This window comes from Roseovarius nitratireducens, from assembly GCF_002925845.1.
GTDB classification, from domain to species: domain Bacteria; phylum Pseudomonadota; class Alphaproteobacteria; order Rhodobacterales; family Rhodobacteraceae; genus Roseovarius; species Roseovarius nitratireducens.
The window spans coordinates 48,127-65,012 of record NZ_PDNI01000030.1 but is presented as its reverse complement, the minus strand read 5'-3'; the positions used below and the strand labels follow the sequence as shown (position 1 = coordinate 65,012).

Here is a 16,886-nt window from a genome sequence, read left to right as displayed (position 1 = left end):
CTCAGAGCCCGATTTGAAACTAATTGAGTGAGTTCAGCAGGTTGTGCTTCTGTTCGGTTGCAAAGCTGAACGGAGATCACGATGGCCTGGACCGAACTCACTCGCCGCCAGCATGCCCGAGCGGGTGGCAAATACGCAAGCGATCTGACAGACCCCGAATGGGCACTGATCGCGCCTTTCATGCCCGCACCCAAGATCACGGGCAGACCCCGCACGACAAGCTTGCGCGACGTGTTCGACGCGATCCTCTACATGGCGACGACCGGGTGCCAGTGGCGGATGCTGCCGAATGACTTTCCGCCGGTTTCGACGGTGCGGGGCTATTTCTATGCTTGGCGCAATGACGGTTTTCTCGATGAGATGAACTGCAAGCTGGTTGAAGCCGCGCGGCTGGCGGAGGGCCGCAAAGCCCAGCCGACGGCGGGGATTATCGATAGCCAGAGCATAAAAACCACGGAAAGCGGTGGGGTTAGCGGATATGATGCCGGAAAGCGGATCAAGGGGCGCAAGCGCCATATCGTCACTGACACGACCGGATTGCTCGTCGGGCTTGAGGTCCACAGCGCCGGGATTCAGGATCGTGACGGCGCGCCGGATTTGTTGAGAGCCGTTGCATCGCGCTACCCCATGCTGCGCCATGTCTTTGCGGATGGCGGTTATGCAGGACCCAAACTGCGCGATGCGCTGAAAGCCATCGGACGTTGGAGCGTCCAGATCGTCAAACGCTCCGACACCGCCGACGGGTTCGAGGTTCTGCCACACCGATGGGTGGTCGAGCGCACCCTTGCCTGGCTGGGCCGATGCCGCCGCCTGTCAAAGGATTGGGAGAAATCCATCGCCAGCGCAGAGGCGTGGATCACAATCGCCCACATTCGACGCGTCACACGCCATCTCGCAAGGGATTAATAATGCTCAGATAGTTTTGAATCAGACTCTCAGGCACCTGGAGCGGACCATGGATGGCAAACAGTGGGTGGCGCAGCTCTATAATCACGTCTTTCAGGTGTCACATCGTGCGAGTTGCCTTGGGCCATTTCCCGGCCCGCCGGATCGGTCTGGGCGGAAAGGTGAGAATTCCGCTCCCGGTGGGCCCTCGGGTCCGGCTCCGGTGCCCGGTGGATGATGGAGTGCCGCCAGCGGCAGGGCCCGTGGGGCAAACGGCTCGATCGGCAGGCCAGGCGCGCCGCAACGTATTGCACCAATGAATTGACCGGGCTGATCCGCTCCTGCGAATGCAAGCCCGCCGTGTTTGACCCATGACGCCGCGCGGTCTCAGTTCACGCTACTTGGGCGGACTGATTTCCATGGCCATCGCGGCGCTGACCTCTTCTCCCGCGCATGCCGCAGGCGGCGCAGTTCCGACACTGGTCGCTGAAATCGGGGCGAGCCTGCTGTTCGCGGGTGGCCTTGCCGTTGTCTTTGCACGGCTTGGCATTCCGTCGATCGCGGCGTTCATACTTGCGGGGGTTGCCCTCGGGCCAATCGGACTCGAGGTGATCACCGATCCCGGCAACATCGAAGCCATCGCGCAGATCGGATTTGTTCTGCTGCTGTTCGTGATCGGGCTTGAAATTGACATGCCACGCATACTCGCCAGTGGCAGGACGCTCTTACTTGCCGGATTTCTTCAGTTCCCGCTTACGCTTCTGTTCGGGATGCTCTTCACGAAACTGCTGATGCTATTGGGCATCGGGGGCCTTCTCACAGAGGCGCCGTTGTCGCCCCTGTACGTTGGCATCGCGATCTCGGTTTCATCTTCGCTGCTTGTTGTGAAACTGTTCCAGGAGCATTTTCAGCTTGATACGCGCCCCGGTCAGATTTCCCTCATTATCCTGATATTCCAGGACATCTGGGCAATCGTCGTCACGCTCGTCCAGCCCAGTTTGAGCAACCCGGACGTTATCGCAATCCTCAGTTCCTTCATGGGTATCGGCCTGTTGATCATCGTCGCGGCGCTGCTTTCGCGTCTGATCGCCACGCGCGCCTTCGACTGGATCGCCAAGAAACCGGAGCTCATCCTGCTGGGCGCAATCTCATGGTGCTTTGCCATTGTCGCCTTGGGGACGAGTTTCGATGGTCTCACGCATATGCTTGGCGTTGACATGAAGCTTGCGGTCGGTTCGGGCATGGCCGCCCTGATTGCCGGCGCCACAATTGCAAGCTCTCCTTACAGCGTTGAAATCGTCACCAAAGTCGGCCTTGTTAAGGATTTCTTCGTGACGCTCTTTTTCGTCGGGCTTGGGATGAGCATCCCGGCCCTGACATCGTGGGAGGTGCCGCTCCTGGCCTGTCTCGTCGCCGTCCTGGCGCTGCTCGCCCGCCAGTTCGTGTTCTTCCCGGTTTTCTACTTTCTCGGAATCGATCAGCGGAGCGCGCAGGTAAGTTCCATCCAGCTCGCGCAGATATCGGAATTTTCCCTCGTGATCATGTTTCTTGGCCTGGAGTTGCAGCACATCAGCCAGGAATTCGCAGCCGTCGTCATTCTGGCCTTTGTCATCACGGCGGTCTTGACCACACCGCTGTTTGAAAATGCCTATCATATTTATGACGCGATCAAGGGCACGCTCCACAAGCTCGGCTTTCGCGAACCCGGGGGCGAAGAAGAAGAGAGCGGGCATGAAACGATCCTCGGCATGCTCGGTATTCACCGCGATGCCTCCTCTTTCCTCGAAGAGTTGTCCCGCCACCAGCCCGAGTTGCTGAAACACACGTCCATCGTCGACTTCAATGTCGCGCTGCACCCGTCCATTAGGGAACTGGGCGCGCATGTCGTCTATGGGGATATTTCGAATGAAGAAGCCCTGCTTCACGCAAAGATAGATCGAGCCCGGATCGTGCTTTGTTCGATTCCCGACGATCTTCTGCGCGGGATTGATACTGTGGCCCTGGTCAAACTGGTTCGCCATGTCAATCCGGGGGCCACGATCATTGCGAACGCAATCCACATCTCAGACTGGCAGAAGTTGCGAGAGGCTGGCGCAGACATCGTCTACATGCCTCACCTGGAAGTCGCCAAGACAATTCTGGATGCATTCAACCATGCCTACGATCAAGAGATAGAGATTTACGAGGCGCAACAAATCGAGCGTTTCGGCATACCGGCGAGCCGGCACGAAATCATGGATTAAACCGACGCTCGCAATACCCCGAGCGATCCGGCCACCTGCATTCACCGGAGAAATATGCCCCAACGACCGGACCGGCGTCCCGATCGGACCGCAGGTCATCTCGATTGCACGTCAGCTGTAAGTCTTCTGTAAGCCGGGTGCGTCACGAGCCTGATCAGCATTGCGCTTGCATATCAACGACGGAGACAGACATGCGTATCCTCTCACTCGCCGCGGGCCTCATTCTGGCCCTCGCCCCCTCTCTCAACGCCGCGTCTATCCCCGCGGGCGGGCATCTCGAATTCGACGTCGTCCGAAAGGGCAAGGACATCGGGGATCACGGCTACCGCTTCAACGGCTCTGATGACGCGCTCACCGTGAAGGTGACCACCGATATCACGGTCAAGGTTCCGATCATCAGCGTCACCGCCTACAGATTTCAGCATCAAAGCGTCGAAAACTGGTCCGGCGGCACGCTGACTTCGGTGCGCTCGGCCACCAACGATGACGGCACACCGCACCAACTGACCACCGGCGGCAAGGGCGTACTTCCGGCGAGCCTATGGAACGACGACATCCTGCGCGCCGGTAAGTTGTTGAATACCATCGACGGCAGCATCATGAGTGTCCGGGTGAGCGATATGGGCACCGAGCAGGTCACGACCCGCCGCGGGCCGGTGGCCACGCACCATTACCGTCTTTCAGGCGATCTGAACCGCGACCTGTGGTACGATGCGCAGGGCAATCTTGCACATGTTTCCTTTACGGCCGAAGATGGCACGACCGTAACATACGTCCGCAAATAGGACCTTTGCCCGATGCGGCTCTTGTACGTGGAAGACAATGAAAGGCTGGCGCAGAATACCTCCGCCAGCCTTCAGGCGAACGGCTTCATAGTGGACTGCGTGCATTGCGGAGAGGACGCGGTGCATTCTGCCCGCTCCTACGATTATGATGCGATCATCCTGGACCTCGGCCTGCCGGATATGGAGGGGCTGTCGGTGCTCAGGTCGATCAAGGCCGCCAAACCCGAGGTGCCTTTCATCATCTGCACCGCGCGCGACGCGCTGGAAGACCGGATCAAGGGGCTAGATGCGGGCTCGGACGACTACATCGTAAAGCCATTCGACGCCGCCGAGTTGCTGGCGCGCATCCGGGCGGTGCTTCGGCGGCCCGGCGGCGCGCTCGGAGTGACGCTGATGGCAGGCAATATCACCTTCGATACCTCGTGCCGCAGCGTGGAGATTGGCGGCACCCCGGCGCACCTGTCGCGGCGAGAGCGCGATCTTCTGGAACTCTTCATGCGCCGCAAGGGGCGAATCTTGTCGAGGGACACCATCGAGAACGCGCTTTACGGGTTCGACGAGCCCCCTACACCCAATGCCATCGAAGTGGCCACGCACCGGCTCCGCAGGAAACTCGCCGATATGGGCGCAAGCGTGGCGATCCACACCCTTCGGGGCATCGGCTACTTTCTGGATGACGACGGCGCGTGACCGGGCTGGCTGCACTCTTTGGCGAGGCAACCTCGCTTCGGCGGCGACTGATCGTCAACATCCTGCTGGCGGTGGGCTTCTGCTTCGCGCTGGCCTCGGTGATCCTCACCTATGAATTCTACGAACACCTTGCCGAGAACCGCAACGAGGCGCTGGCGCGCGAAGCCGCCGAAATCGCCGGACAGATATCTCCCGGTGCGCCCGAACTTGGACTCGACGCCGGGGCGCTGAGATTTCGGGGCGATGGGGGGCTCTATCGGTACACCGTCTTCGACGAGGCGATGCGGCCGGTCATCGGCGGCGAGGCGGTTGTAGGGCTGGCGAACCGTGTCTCGGACGCCGCGATGGGCGAGCCGCGCTTCCTGAAGCTGGGAGATACCCGCAACGGGGCTGCGCTCACAGTAGAGCGTGACGGGCGGCGGTTCGTGGTTCTGGCCTCCACTGCGGCGGGGCATTCGAAAGAGAGCGACCTGGCTGAACTGATGCACGAGGTCAGCGAGGAGGTCCATTGGCTGGCCATCGGGATCGCGGCCATCCTCTTGTCTGCCATACTTGCCACCCGTCGGTCACTGGCACCGCTCCGGCGGGTCTCGGGCGAGGCCGGGGCGATTGGGCCCGGCACGACGGACAGGCGGCTTTCGACCGCGCATCTGCCCGCCGAGATCGTACCGCTGGTGACTGCCGTGAACGAGGCGTTCGACCGGCTCGACCGGGGCTACCGGGCGCAGCGGGATTTCTCCTCGAACGTGGCCCACGAGGTGCGCACGCCGCTGGCCATCCTGCGTTCCGCGATCGACCGAATGGACGATGGGCCGTTCAAGCATGACCTGCGAAACGATGTGCATCGGCTAGAGCAGATGTTCGAGCAGCTCGTCAACCTTGCCCGCGCCGAGGCACTTGGCGTGACGGCATTCGAAGAGGTGGACCTGCACGAGGTCGCGCTTCGCGTGGCGCAGGAGATGGGCGTTGCGGCCATGCGCGATGGCAAGCGGCTTGCCGTCACCGGTGCCGAAAGCGCCAAGGTACACGGGCACGCCGGGCTTCTGGCCATTGCGCTCGGTAACCTATTGCGCAACGCCATCAACTACGCCGACGGCAGCGGCGAGATCGAGATCGAGATCAGCGATACCCCCGCCGGCTGGCATGTGCTGGATCGCGGCCCGGGTATCCCGGACGCGCAGAAGGCGCAGCTTTTCCAGCGCTTCGTGCGCGGAGAAACGGGTGGGCGCGACGGTACCGGGATCGGGCTCGCCATCGTCAAATCCGTGGCCGAGGCGCACGGGGCGACCGTATCGGTCGCCGACCGGCCAGGCGGCGGCAGCGTCTTTTCCTTCCTTTTCCCCAAGTCGTAGCGCGCCGCCGATCCGCCGCTGCCTGTAAGCCTGGCGTAAGTCTGCCGCGCCAGACACGTGGCCATCCGAGAGTTCAACGACCAGATTGGCCAGCCATGAGAATCGACTTCCTGACAGAGCAGAGCCCCGCGCGCGCGGCGGCCGAGCAGCATATCCATGACGTCTACCGCGAGGTCTACGGCGCGCGGATCACCCGGTTCGCGCCGCGCCTCGTGACGGTACAGGACCCCGCTGGCCGGATTCTCTGCGCCGCGGGCCTTCGCACCGCGCAGGACGGGTTCTTCTGCGACACCTATCTTGACGGCGGATTCGCAAGGTGCCTGCGCGATCCCGGTGGGCAACCGGTGCCGCCCACGCAGATCATGGAAGTGGTCTCGCTCGCATCGAAGACGCCCTTCCCGGTTCTGGCGATGCTCGACGTGATGGTCGACTGGGGCCGCGCTCAGGGCATGACGTGCGGCGTCTTTACCGTCACCGCCAAGCTGCGCCGCCTGCTGGAGCGTACCGGGCTCGACTTTGCCAGGCTCGCCCCCGCCGACCCATCCCGCGTTCCCGAACCGGAAAGCTGGGGAAGCTACTACGCGCATGATCCCTGGGTCTGCGCCTGCACGGACCGGCTCGTCTCGCCCGTTGCGATCTCTCCGCGCACCCGCGCGGCGGGCCTGCATTGCGAGGCGTCGTGATGCGGAGGGTGTTCGATGCCCTCACGCGCCACGCGAGCGCGCACCCCGACGCGACCGCGTTTCGCGACGATACCGGCGCCGTGACGTGGCATGACCTGTCAGGCCGCGTCGCCGGCCTTGCGCAGCGGCTCGAGGCCGCGCCGCGGACGGTCGCCATCGCTGTTCCGGGCGGGATAGATTACGTGGTGGCCGATCTTGCCCTGACCCTCGCGGGCAAGCGGCAGGTGCCCCTCCCGTTCTTCTTCAGCCCCGGTCAGACAGACCATATCCTGCAGGAATGCGATGCCGAGGCGGTCATCACGACCGACAGCGACGTCTTCGCCGGATCGCCCTTTCAGGTCATCTCCCCGCAGGCCGCGCCCGCCGGGCCGCTGCCTGCCTACCCCGGCGGTGCCGAGCGAGTCATCTACACCTCCGGTTCCTCCGGCCACCCCAAGGGCGTTATCATAGGCGATCGCCAACTCGACGCCTCGCTCGCTGCCCTGAGCGACGTGATCGGTGCGGGTCCGCGGGACCGCCACCTGTCCGTTCTGCCCCTTCCGCAACTGCTCGAACAGATTTGCGGGATATTTCTTCCCATCCTCGCCGGCGCGGAGTGCGTGATGCGCTTCGATGCCACCCGCGCACTTCTGGGTGGCCCGATCGAGGGATTGATCCGCGCGATGGACCAATGCCAGCCCACGACCAGCCTGCTCGCCCCGGGTCTCTTGGGCCGGTGGGTGGCCGCGATCGAACACGCGGGCTCGTCCGTTCCGTCCAGCCTGCGTTTCGTCGCCGTCGGCGGTGCGGCGTCCTCGCCCGCTCTTGTCCGCGCCGCCGAGGCAGCGGGCATCCCGGTGCATGAGGGGTACGGGCTGTCGGAATGTTGCTCGGTGGTTGCCATGAACCGCCCGGGCCGCAACGTGCCGGGGACGGTCGGCCCCGTTCTGGCTTGCTCCGACGTGCAGATCGTCGATGGCGAAATCACCGTGGCCGGGCCAACCGTCATGGAAGGCTACCTTGGCGGGGCCCCGGCACCCACGCGTTGGCACACCGGCGATCTCGGGCGCATCGAAGACGGTCGGCTGGTGGTCGAGGGGCGCAAGGATGCTCTGCTGGTGACGCCCGCCGGGCGCAACATCTCGCCCGAATGGATCGAAGCGCGGGTAAATGCCGATCCGCGCGTGATGAGCTCCGCGCTCTGCCTTCGGGACCCCGATGGCGTACTGGTGCTGATCGCCGTGCTCGCCGCGCCCATGAGCGCGCAAGAGATCGCCGCGCGGCTCCGGGATCTGCCTGGCTATGCCCGCCCTGAAGCCGTGATCTTCACCGACCCGTCGGAACCAGGCCTGCTTTTCCCAGCCGGCACCCCGGATCGCCGCGTTGCCGCCGCCATTGTCAACGGCAGGGCGGCGGAGCCTCTGCCAAATCCCCTTCAGACCGAAAGACTCGCCTCATGACGCATACCATGACCGCCCTCATCACCGGTGCTGGCTCCGGCATCGGCCGCGCGCTCGCTATCGAGGCCGCGCGACGCGGATATACCCCGATCCTCGTTGGCCGCACGAAGTCCAGCCTGTTGGAAACGCAGGCTCTTGTCCCCGACGTGCAGGCCCGGATCGTCGTTGCCGATGTCACGACCGCCGAAGGCCGCCATGCCATCGTCGAGGCCGCGGGGCACCGGCTCGACGTGCTGATCAACAACGCGGGCACCCTGAGCGTCGGCCACCTGCGCGATACTGACGATGCCGCGCTGGAACAGATGTGCGCCACCAACCTCGTGGCCCCGATGGCCGTCACCCGCGACCTGTTGCCCGCGCTCAGGCAGGCGCAGGGCCGCGTTGCCAACATCGGCTCGGTCTTTGGCGATATCGCCTACCCGTTCTTCGCCGCCTATTCCGCCACCAAGTTCGGCCTGCGCGGCTTTTCCGACGCGCTGCGGCGCGAGCTTTCGGGCTCGGGGGTGGGCGTGACCTACATCGCGCCGCGGGCCACCCGAACCGCCGCCGAGGCCGAGTTCGCAGCGTTGGTTGAACCGCTCGCCATGACCCTCGACAGCGCCGAGCAGGTCGCCGCAGAAGCCTGGGCCGCCATAAAGGCGGGCCGCCGCGAAAGTTTCCCGCGCGGCAAGGAACGGCTTTTCGTCAAGGTTCAGCGCCTGTTCCCCTCGCTCGTCGATAGATCGGTCGGTGCTCAGGCCCGCGACACCCGCACGCTCAGGGCGTTGGAGCCTGTAAGCAAGGCGTAAGCCCGTGCCGCTAACCACCTGACAGGACATCAACAAAGGACTCCGAGAATGCACTACAACGTGATCCGCGCAGAAGAAACGGGCGCGACCGACATCACCCAAGAGGTCATCGCGCAAACCCGCACCTGTCTAGAGACTGACGGCTGGGCCCTCCTGCGTGGCTTCAAGTCGGACATGAACGGCTTCAGCGACCTGACCGCGCAACTCTGCACCACGATCACCTTCGATCCGGCGCGCGAGTACTCAGAGAAGAACACGCAGAAGGTCGATGCTGGTCTCGGCCCGGTCGGCCTGCATATCGAGAACGGCAACACACCGATCTGCCCCGATATCGTCGCCTTCTACTGCACGCGTGCCGCCTTCGAGGGGTCCCAAACCACGATCTGCGACGGGCGGGCAGTCTTCGAGAAGTTCGACACCGGCCAGAAGGCCCGCTGGAGCCAGAAGATGAAGGTCAAACGCAACCTCCCCGAAGAGCTCTGGAAGCGCTACCTCGCCAACGAACACCCTGCCATTAGCCACCCGGACGAGGTGACCGAGGAACATATCATCCAGTTCAAGGCCGCCATACCGGGACAGGATTTCGCGCTGCGCGACGACGGTTCCATCGACTACGAACTGACGGTCTCGCCGGTCAGGCCCTCGTCCCTGACCAACGGGCAGGCGTTCGCCAACGCCATCCTCGGCCCTTCGCACAATTACGAGAAACCGGAATACACGCTGGAGGACGGCTCGACCGTGTCGCCGGTCGAGATCGAGGCGCTGCGCGAGCTTGCCGAAAGCTGCACGGTGGAGATCAACTGGCAAGACGGCGATATCGCGGTGATCGACAACACCCGCGTCATGCACGGTCGCCGCGCCATCAAGGACGCCGACCGGCAGCTTTTCATCGGGATGGGCCGTATCTGAGATCCGGCGGCGGCAGACCGATCCGCGCGGGTCTGATTGGCTATTGGGCCATCTGTATTCGCCAGTGAGAGGGGCCTGGCCCAGCCAAGTGGCAAGACCGGCCCCGGAGGCGCAAGTGAGCACCTCGAACCGTGCGGTTCGCGCGCTGAACCTGCAGGTTCGGGGTTACTCGATCTGCCGTCCGGGCACCACGCTGAACGGCTCCAGCCGGTCGCCGTTGATCCAAGCGTGCCCGCCATCCTCGGTGCGTACTAGCGCGTAGGGCGTCCAGCCGGTGCTGCGCCACCAGCTCTCGTATTCTTCGGTTTCGGGGTTGGTACGCCACCGCCCCTCGTCCGCACGCCCGCCCTCGGGTACATTGATCGTGGTGCCATCCGGCCCGTAATACTGCCGGTAGGGCGTGCCCGACCAGGTGCCGACAATGGTGTTGCCGCTAAGCAGGGCCTCGATCTCCGGGGCTGTCAGCTTTTCCTGTACGGCCTGCGCCACCGCCGTCCCGAGGGCAGGTAGCGACAGAAGCAAGCCCATGAAAACACGACGTTTCATACTGAAATCTCCCACTTGCGAGAGAGTAGTATGGCAGAAAACCGCGGTCAGCGCGACCCATGCGCGTGGGAACGCGGCGTCATGCGGGGGCAATCAGGATGGCGCGGAAATCGTTGACATTGGTCAGCGTCGGACCCGTGATCACCTGATCGCCGAGTGCCGCAAAAAAGCTATGCGCATCGTTGCGCGCCAGTGCCGCCTCGGCATCAATGCCTGCCGCCTCGGCGCGCGCCAGCGTGTCGGGCGCGATGGTCGCTCCGGCCACCTCGGCGGCGCCGTCCACCCCGTCGGTATCGCAAGCGATGGCATGAATTCCCGCCGCTCTCCCCAGATATAGTGCCAGCGCCAGCGCATATTCCGCGTTCGGTCCGCCTACCCCGTCTCCCCTGCGGGTGACCGTGAGCTCCCCCCCCGACATCAGCAACACCGGCGCAGCCCCGGGGGCCAGCCGTTCCTGCATCTCGCGCGCCAGCGCCGCGTGCGCCCGGGCTACGTCGCGGGCTTCGCCTTCGAGGTCGTCACCGAGCGTTTTCACGCGGATGCCTTCACGCTGTGCCAGGTCTGCGGCGGCGTCAAGTGATTGAGAAGGCGCGGCAAAAACCACATTCTCGACCCGTGACAGCCGCGGGTCGCCGGGCGGGACGACGCCGCTTTCCCCGTCCAGAACGGACAGCGCCGAGGCGGGCAGGTCGATCCCGTAGCGCGCCACCAGTGCGCGTGCCTGCGCCGCCGTGCCCGGCTCGCCCACCGTCGGGCCCGAGCCGATCATCGCCGGATCGTCGCCAGGCACGTCCGAGATCATAAGCGCCAGCATCCGCGCCGGATGGGCGGCAGCGGCAAGCTGCCCGCCCTTGACCGAGGACAGGTGCTTGCGGATCAGGTTCATGTGGCCGATGGGCGCGCCCGAGGCCAGCAGACCCGCGTTGACCGCCTGTTTCTCCGCCAGCGTCATCTCGCCCGCGGGCTGCACCAGCAGCGACGACGCTCCGCCAGAAATGAGCGCCAGCACCGTGTCGTCCTCTCCCAGCCCGTCGAGCAGCCGCAGCATCCGCGCGGTCGCCGCGCACCCGGCCTCGTCCGGCACCGGGTGCGCGGCCTCGACGATCTCGATTCCCGCGCAGGGCCGCCCGTAGCCGTAGCGCGTGATGACCAGCCCTTCGCACGGGCCCCATTCCGCCTCGACCGCCTCGGCCATGCGCGCGCTTGCCTTGCCCGCGCCGACGATCACGCAGCGCCCCGCGGGCCGCGGCGGCAGGTGGGCGGCAAGGCTGCGCATCGGATCGGCAACGGCCACGGCGGCGTCAAAGAGGCTGCGCAGCAAGGCAAGCGGATCGGTCATGTCGGTCGGCCCTTTCGGAAAATCATGGCCCGGCGGGAGGATGCGCGATATCGTTAGGCCAATGCGTGGCAAGAGGAAAGGTGAAGCCTTGGCAACACGAACCGATGTCGCGGGAAACCCCTGCATCCTGTGTGTGGCGATCACCGGATCGGTGCCGACCAAGGCCGACAATCCTGCCGTGCCCATTACCCTGTCCGAACAGATCGAGTCCACCCACGCCGCGTTCGAAGCCGGGGCCGCCATCGCGCATTGCCATGTGCGCGCCGAGGACGGCACGCCGACCTCCGATCCCGAGCGCTTTGCCCGGTTGGGCGAGGGGATCGCGCGGCACTGTCCGGGGATGATCGTGCAGTTCTCTACCGGCGGGCGCTCGGGCGCGGGGCAGGCGCGCGGCGGGATGCTGCCGCTGCGGCCCGACATGGCCTCGCTCTCGGTGGGGTCCAACAATTTCCCCACCCGGGTTTACGAGAACCCGCCCGACCTGATTACGTGGCTGGCTGCCGAGATGCGCACCCACGAGATCGTGCCCGAGATCGAGGCGTTCGATCTCAGCCACATCCTGCACGCGATCCGGTTGCACGAGGAGGGCGCGCTCTACGGGCGGCTCTACGTACAATTCGTGATGGGCGTGAAGAACGCGATGCCCGCCGACCGTGAGGTGTTCGATTTCTATGTCCGGATCATGCGCACCCGCGCACCCGAGGCCAACTGGTGCGCCGCCGGGATCGGGCCGAACCAGATCGTCGTCAATGAGTGGGCCATCGCCGCGGGCGGGCACACGCGAACCGGGCTGGAGGACAATGTGCGCCTCGACCGCGCCACGCTCGCCCCATCCAACGCCGCGCTGGTGCAGCGCGCCGCCGATATCTGCGAACGGTACGAGCGGCCCGTCGCCAGCCCGGCGCAGGCCCGCGCGATCCTCGGGCTTCGCCCCTGTCTTGATGGCTCCTAGCCCGCGAGGGTGGCGAGGTAAGTGCCGTAGGCGTTCTTGGAAAAGGCCTCGGCCCGGGCACGCAGCGCCGCCGCGTCGATCCAGCCCGCGCGAAAGGCGACCTCGTCGGGCGAGCCCACCTGAAGCCCCTGCCGCTCGGTCAGGGTGCGCACGAAATTGCCTGCATCCAGCAGGCTGCCATGCGTTCCGGTATCCAGCCAGGCAAAGCCGCGACCCATCTGCTCAACATCGAGCGCGCCCTCGCGCAGGTAGCTTTGCAGGAGCGTCGTGATCTCCATTTCGCCGCGATCCGAGGGGGTGATGGCACGGGCGCGTTCGGGGGCCGCGCTGTCGAGAAAGTAGAGCCCGGTCACAGCGTAATTCGAGGGAGGCACCGCCGGTTTTTCGATGATCGCGCGCGCCCGGCCATCGGCGTCGAAATCCACCACGCCATAGCGTTCGGGATCGGAGACGCGGTAGCCGAAGACGGTGCCTCCCTCTGTACGTCGATCCGCGGCGGCAAGCACCTCGGGCAGGCCGTGACCGAAAAAGACGTTGTCACCGAGGACCATTGCCGAGGGCGCGCCATCGAGAAAGTCCTCTGCCAGCAAGTAGGCCTGCGCGAGGCCGTCGGGCGAGGGTTGTTCGATGTAGGTGAAATCGAGACCCCATTGACTGCCATCGCCCATGAGCCGCGTGAATTGTTCGCGGTCCTGTGGCGTGGTGATGATCGCGATTTCGCGGATACCCGCCAGCATCAGCACCGAGAGCGGGTAATAGATCATCGGCTTGTCATAGAGGGGCAGGAGCTGTTTCGAAACGGCGATGGTCACGGGGTAAAGCCGCGTGCCGGAGCCGCCGGCGAGGATGATGCCCTTGCGTTTCGTCATCGTGAAATTTCTCCAAGCTCTGTCAGGATGTCGCGCAGCCCGTCTCGCCAGTCGGGCTGTTCGAGGCCGAAGGTGTCGCGCGTGGAGCGGCAGTCGAGCCGCGAATTGAGCGGACGTTGGGCCGGGGTGGGGTAGTCGGCGGTGGAGATGTCCTCGACCGGGCAGGCGATCCCGGCCATCTCGAATATGGCGCGGGCGAACCCGGCCCAGGACGTTTCAGGCGTGCCCGCGAAGTGATAGGTTCCGGTCTTGCCGGGATCGGCGCAGAGCGCCCCGGCGATGTGCAGGCAGGCATCGGCCAGCGCGGCAGCGGGCATTGGCCCGCCTACCTGATCGGCAACGATGCGCAGGCGATCGCGTTCGCGCCCCAGACGCAGCATGGTGCGCACGAAATTCGCGCCATGCGCCGAGACCACCCAGGACGTGCGCAGGATCACATGCGGCGCGGCGCTCTCGCGAACCGCCACCTCGCCCGCGAGCTTGCTGCGCCCGTAGGCTCCGAGGGGGGCGGCGGCGTCACCCGGCTGCCACGGGGCCGTGCCGGAGCCGTCAAAGACATAGTCGGTCGATACATGCACCAGCGGGATGCCGAGCGCCGCACATTCGGCGGCCATCGCGCCGGGGGCGGCGGCGTTGACCAGGGTGGCGCGGTCCTCTTCCTCCTCGGCGCGGTCCACGGCGGTATAGGCGGCGGCGTTGATGACGGCGTCGAGGGCGGTTTCACGGATGAGCGTGGCGCAGGCGTCGGGCGTTTCGAGATCGGCGCGGTCGCGCCCAGCCATGTCGAGCGTCACGCCGCCCTGCGCCCTGCGCGCGATCTCGGTGGCAAGCTGCCCGGTGCGGCCGAACACCAGCACCCTCATGCCGTCACCCCCAGCCGTGTGCCCACGCCCTCGCGATCCAGAAGCGCGCGCCACCACGGCTCGTTGTCGAGAAACCACAGAACCGTGCGTTTCAGCCCTTCTTCAAGGGTCACCGAGGGCCGCCAGCCAAGCTCTTCGCGGATACGCGCCGGGTCGATGGCGTAGCGCGCGTCGTGGCCCGGACGATCCGCGACAAATGTGATCTGATCGGCGTAGGAGCCGCTCTCCCTGGGCTGCAATTCGTCAAGAATGCCGCAGAGCGTGCGCACCAGTTCGAGGTTGCTGCGCTCGTTCTCGCCGCCGATATTGTAGCTGCGCCCCACCGTGCCCTTTTCCACCACCAGCAGAAGTGCGTCGGCGTGGTCCTCGACGTAAAGCCAGTCGCGCACCTGTCTGCCATCGCCGTAGATGGGCAGCGGCTTGCCCGCGAGCGCATTCAGGATCACCACCGGGATGAGCTTTTCGGGGAAATGGTAGGGGCCGTAATTGTTGGAGCAGTTGGTCAGGACCACCGGCAGGCCATAGGTTTCGTGCCACGCCCGCACCAGGTGATCGGAGGCCGCCTTGGACGCGGAATAAGGGCTGCGCGGGTCATAGGGCGTGGCTTCGGTGAACTGCCCCTCGGCCCCGAGCGAGCCGTAAACCTCGTCGGTGGAGATATGGTGAAACCGGTATGCCCCGGGCTTGCCCGCCTTCGTCCAATGCGCGCGCGCGGTCTCGAGCATGTTGTAGGTGCCGGTGATGTTGGTCTCGACAAAGGTGCCGGGCCCGTCGATGGAGCGGTCAACGTGGCTCTCGGCGGCGAGGTGCATCACGGCGTCCGGCGCGTGGGTGGCAAAGATACGGTCGAGCGCCGCGCGGTCGCGGATATCGGCGTGCTCGAAGGTATAGAGCGGGCTGTCTGCCACCTCGGCGACGTTGTCGGGGCAGGCGGCGTAGGTGAGCGCGTCGAGGTTGACCACCTCGTGCCCGCGCGCCACGGCCAGTCGCACCACCGCCGATCCGATGAAGCCGCAACCGCCGGTGACAAGGAGCCGCATGGTTTATCCCTTCCACTCGAACGGCGAGTCGAATTCGGCGAAGGCGGGGGCGGCGGCGTCCTTGTCCGACAGGATCGGGGCCACGTCACCCAAGCCCCAGTCGATCCCGATATCGGGATCGTCGAAGCGCACCGCGCCGTCGCACTCGGGCGCGTAGTAATCGCTGCACTTGTAGATGATCTCGGTCTCCGGCTCGCGGGTGACGAAGCCGTGCAGGAAACCTTCGGGGATCAGCATCTGCCGCCCGTTCCCGAAGCTCAGCTCTGCCCCGAACCATTGCCCGAAAGTGGGGCTGCCGCGGCGGATGTCCACCGCCACGTCGAAAAGCCGCCCGCGCCCGCAGCGCACCAGCTTGGCCTGCGCGTGGGGCGGGGATTGGTAGTGCAAGCCCCGCACGGTGCCCACCTCTGCAGAGAGCGAATGGTTGTCCTGCACGAAATCGATATCAAGGCCCGACTCGGCCATGCGCCTGCGGCTCCACGATTCTGAAAAGAAGCCGCGGCTGTCGCCAAACCGCTTGGGCGTGAGCACCAGAACGCCATCAAGCGGGGTCCGTTCGATCTTCATGCAGGGTCCATCACGCCATTCATCAATGTGCATAGCATTTCAGAAATGCCGACAAGCGACAATCGCGACGATGCGCGGCCGCGATACAAGAAGACCCCGGGGCGCGTGTCCCGGGGTCTTCTTGTCTGCTTGTCCCGCCTGCCGGGCTCCATTCACACGTGCCGGTCGACCATCATCTTCTTGATCTCTGCAATCGCCTTGGCGGGGTTGAGGCCCTTGGGGCAGGTCTTGGTGCAGTTCATGATCGTGTGGCAGCGGTAGAGCTTGAACGGGTCTTCCAGGTCATCCAGCCGCTCGCCGGTGGCCTCGTCGCGGCTGTCGATGATCCAGCGATAGGCATGCAGGAGGGCGGCGGGTCCAAGATACTTGTCGCCATTCCACCAGTAGGACGGGCACGAGGTCGAGCAGCAGGCGCACATCACGCATTCGTATAGCCCGTCGAGCTTTTCGCGATCTTCGATCGACTGTTTCCACTCCTTCGCGGGCCGATTGGTCTTGGTCTCCAGCCACGGCATGATGCTCTCGTGCTGCGCGTAGAAATGCGTGAGGTCGGGGAGCAGGTCCTTGACCACCGGCATATGCGGTAGGGGATAGATCTTCACGTCGCCCTTGATCTCGTCCATGCCGTAGATGCAGGCCAGCGTGTTGATCCCGTCGATATTCATCGCGCACGACCCGCAAATCCCCTCGCGGCAGGAGCGGCGAAAGGTCAGCGTCGGGTCGATCTTGTTCTTGATGTAGATGAGCGCATCCAGAACCATCGGCCCGCAATCGTCGAGATCGACGAAATAGGTGTCCACCCGCGGGTTCTGCCCGTCATCCGGATTCCAGCGGTAGATCTGGAACTTGCGTGCATTGCTCGCGCCCTCGGGCTTGGGCCACGTCTTGCCGGTGGTGATCTTGGAATTCTTGGGCAGGGTGAATTGAACCATGATC

The 16,886-nt window shown here is 64.8% G+C and carries 17 protein-coding genes; 10 read left to right on the top strand and 7 right to left on the bottom strand.

Going from position 1 to position 16,886, the window contains the following annotated elements:
• The first annotated feature begins 81 nt into the window (after positions 1–81).
• The 9 genes from CRJ03_RS06015 (at position 82) to CRJ03_RS05975 (ending at position 9,774) form a co-directional block, all read left to right on the top strand.
• The gene (locus CRJ03_RS06015) at positions 82–906 is read left to right on the top strand and encodes an IS5 family transposase (RefSeq protein WP_104017135.1); all 825 of its coding nucleotides are present in this window, start codon (positions 82–84) and stop codon (positions 904–906) included.
• Between the two features lie 398 nt (positions 907–1,304).
• Positions 1,305–3,128 carry a cation:proton antiporter domain-containing protein gene (locus tag CRJ03_RS06010; RefSeq protein ID WP_165375259.1) on the top strand — a complete coding sequence of 608 codons (1,824 nt, stop codon included), beginning with the start codon at positions 1,305–1,307 and terminating at the stop codon, positions 3,126–3,128.
• A 191-nt stretch (positions 3,129–3,319) separates the two neighbouring features.
• On the top strand, positions 3,320–3,913 hold the full coding sequence (locus tag CRJ03_RS06005) for a DUF6134 family protein (RefSeq protein WP_104017996.1): 594 nt from the start codon (positions 3,320–3,322) through the stop codon (positions 3,911–3,913).
• 27 nt (positions 3,914–3,940) lie between these two features.
• Positions 3,941–4,603 (top strand): response regulator transcription factor, encoded by a 663-nt coding sequence (locus CRJ03_RS06000; protein WP_240611574.1) that lies wholly within the window; start codon positions 3,941–3,943, stop codon positions 4,601–4,603.
• Positions 4,600–5,955 (top strand): sensor histidine kinase, encoded by a 1,356-nt coding sequence (locus CRJ03_RS05995; RefSeq protein ID WP_104017994.1) that lies wholly within the window; start codon positions 4,600–4,602, stop codon positions 5,953–5,955. The genes CRJ03_RS06000 and CRJ03_RS05995 overlap by 4 nt, the downstream gene beginning before the upstream one ends.
• 95 nt (positions 5,956–6,050) lie before the next feature.
• A complete protein-coding gene (locus tag CRJ03_RS05990; RefSeq protein ID WP_104017993.1) occupies positions 6,051–6,638 on the top strand; it encodes a thermostable hemolysin in 588 nt (195 codons plus the stop codon).
• Positions 6,638–8,077: an AMP-binding protein gene (locus tag CRJ03_RS05985; RefSeq protein ID WP_104017992.1), complete on the top strand. Its 1,440-nt coding sequence runs from the start codon at positions 6,638–6,640 to the stop codon at positions 8,075–8,077. The genes CRJ03_RS05990 and CRJ03_RS05985 overlap by 1 nt, the downstream gene beginning before the upstream one ends.
• Positions 8,074–8,865, top strand: a complete 792-nt coding sequence (locus tag CRJ03_RS05980; protein WP_104017991.1) for an SDR family NAD(P)-dependent oxidoreductase — start codon at positions 8,074–8,076, stop codon at positions 8,863–8,865. The genes CRJ03_RS05985 and CRJ03_RS05980 overlap by 4 nt, the downstream gene beginning before the upstream one ends.
• 48 nt (positions 8,866–8,913) lie before the next feature.
• The gene (locus CRJ03_RS05975; RefSeq protein ID WP_104017990.1) at positions 8,914–9,774 is read left to right on the top strand and encodes a TauD/TfdA family dioxygenase; all 861 of its coding nucleotides are present in this window, start codon (positions 8,914–8,916) and stop codon (positions 9,772–9,774) included.
• A 165-nt stretch (positions 9,775–9,939) separates the two neighbouring features.
• Here the strand turns inward: CRJ03_RS05975 and CRJ03_RS05970 are convergent, their stop codons facing one another.
• Together CRJ03_RS05970 and CRJ03_RS05965 are read right to left on the bottom strand one after the other, a co-directional pair.
• On the bottom strand, positions 9,940–10,320 hold the full coding sequence (locus CRJ03_RS05970) for a hypothetical protein (RefSeq protein WP_104017989.1): 381 nt from the start codon (positions 10,318–10,320) through the stop codon (positions 9,940–9,942).
• 79 nt (positions 10,321–10,399) lie between these two features.
• Positions 10,400–11,659, bottom strand: coding sequence for a glycerate kinase type-2 family protein (locus CRJ03_RS05965; protein WP_104017988.1), 1,260 nt, complete (start codon positions 11,657–11,659; stop codon positions 10,400–10,402).
• Positions 11,660–11,747: 88 nt separating this feature from the next.
• Here CRJ03_RS05965 and CRJ03_RS05960 point away from each other — a divergent pair, with 88 nt between their 5' ends.
• Positions 11,748–12,611: a 3-oxoadipate:acetyl-CoA acetyltransferase gene (locus CRJ03_RS05960; RefSeq protein ID WP_240611573.1), complete on the top strand. Its 864-nt coding sequence runs from the start codon at positions 11,748–11,750 to the stop codon at positions 12,609–12,611.
• On the opposite strand, the gene rfbA is transcribed toward CRJ03_RS05960, so the two are convergent.
• From rfbA to CRJ03_RS05935, 5 genes are all read right to left on the bottom strand, one after another.
• On the bottom strand, positions 12,608–13,480 hold the full coding sequence (gene rfbA / locus CRJ03_RS05955; RefSeq protein ID WP_104017986.1) for a glucose-1-phosphate thymidylyltransferase RfbA: 873 nt from the start codon (positions 13,478–13,480) through the stop codon (positions 12,608–12,610). The two genes, CRJ03_RS05960 and rfbA, sit on opposite strands and share 4 nt — an antisense overlap.
• A complete protein-coding gene (gene rfbD / locus CRJ03_RS05950; protein ID WP_104017985.1) occupies positions 13,477–14,343 on the bottom strand; it encodes a dTDP-4-dehydrorhamnose reductase in 867 nt (288 codons plus the stop codon). Before rfbD ends, rfbA begins: the two co-directional genes overlap by 4 nt.
• Entirely contained in the window at positions 14,340–15,383 is a 1,044-nt protein-coding gene (gene rfbB, locus CRJ03_RS05945) for a dTDP-glucose 4,6-dehydratase (protein ID WP_104017984.1), read from the bottom strand. Before rfbB ends, rfbD begins: the two co-directional genes overlap by 4 nt.
• A gap of 3 nt (positions 15,384–15,386) precedes the next feature.
• Positions 15,387–15,950, bottom strand: a complete 564-nt coding sequence (gene rfbC, locus CRJ03_RS05940; RefSeq protein WP_104017983.1) for a dTDP-4-dehydrorhamnose 3,5-epimerase — start codon at positions 15,948–15,950, stop codon at positions 15,387–15,389.
• 152 nt (positions 15,951–16,102) lie between these two features.
• Positions 16,103–16,882, bottom strand: a complete 780-nt coding sequence (locus tag CRJ03_RS05935) for a succinate dehydrogenase iron-sulfur subunit (RefSeq protein ID WP_104017982.1) — start codon at positions 16,880–16,882, stop codon at positions 16,103–16,105.
• Positions 16,883–16,886: the final 4 nt, after the last annotated feature.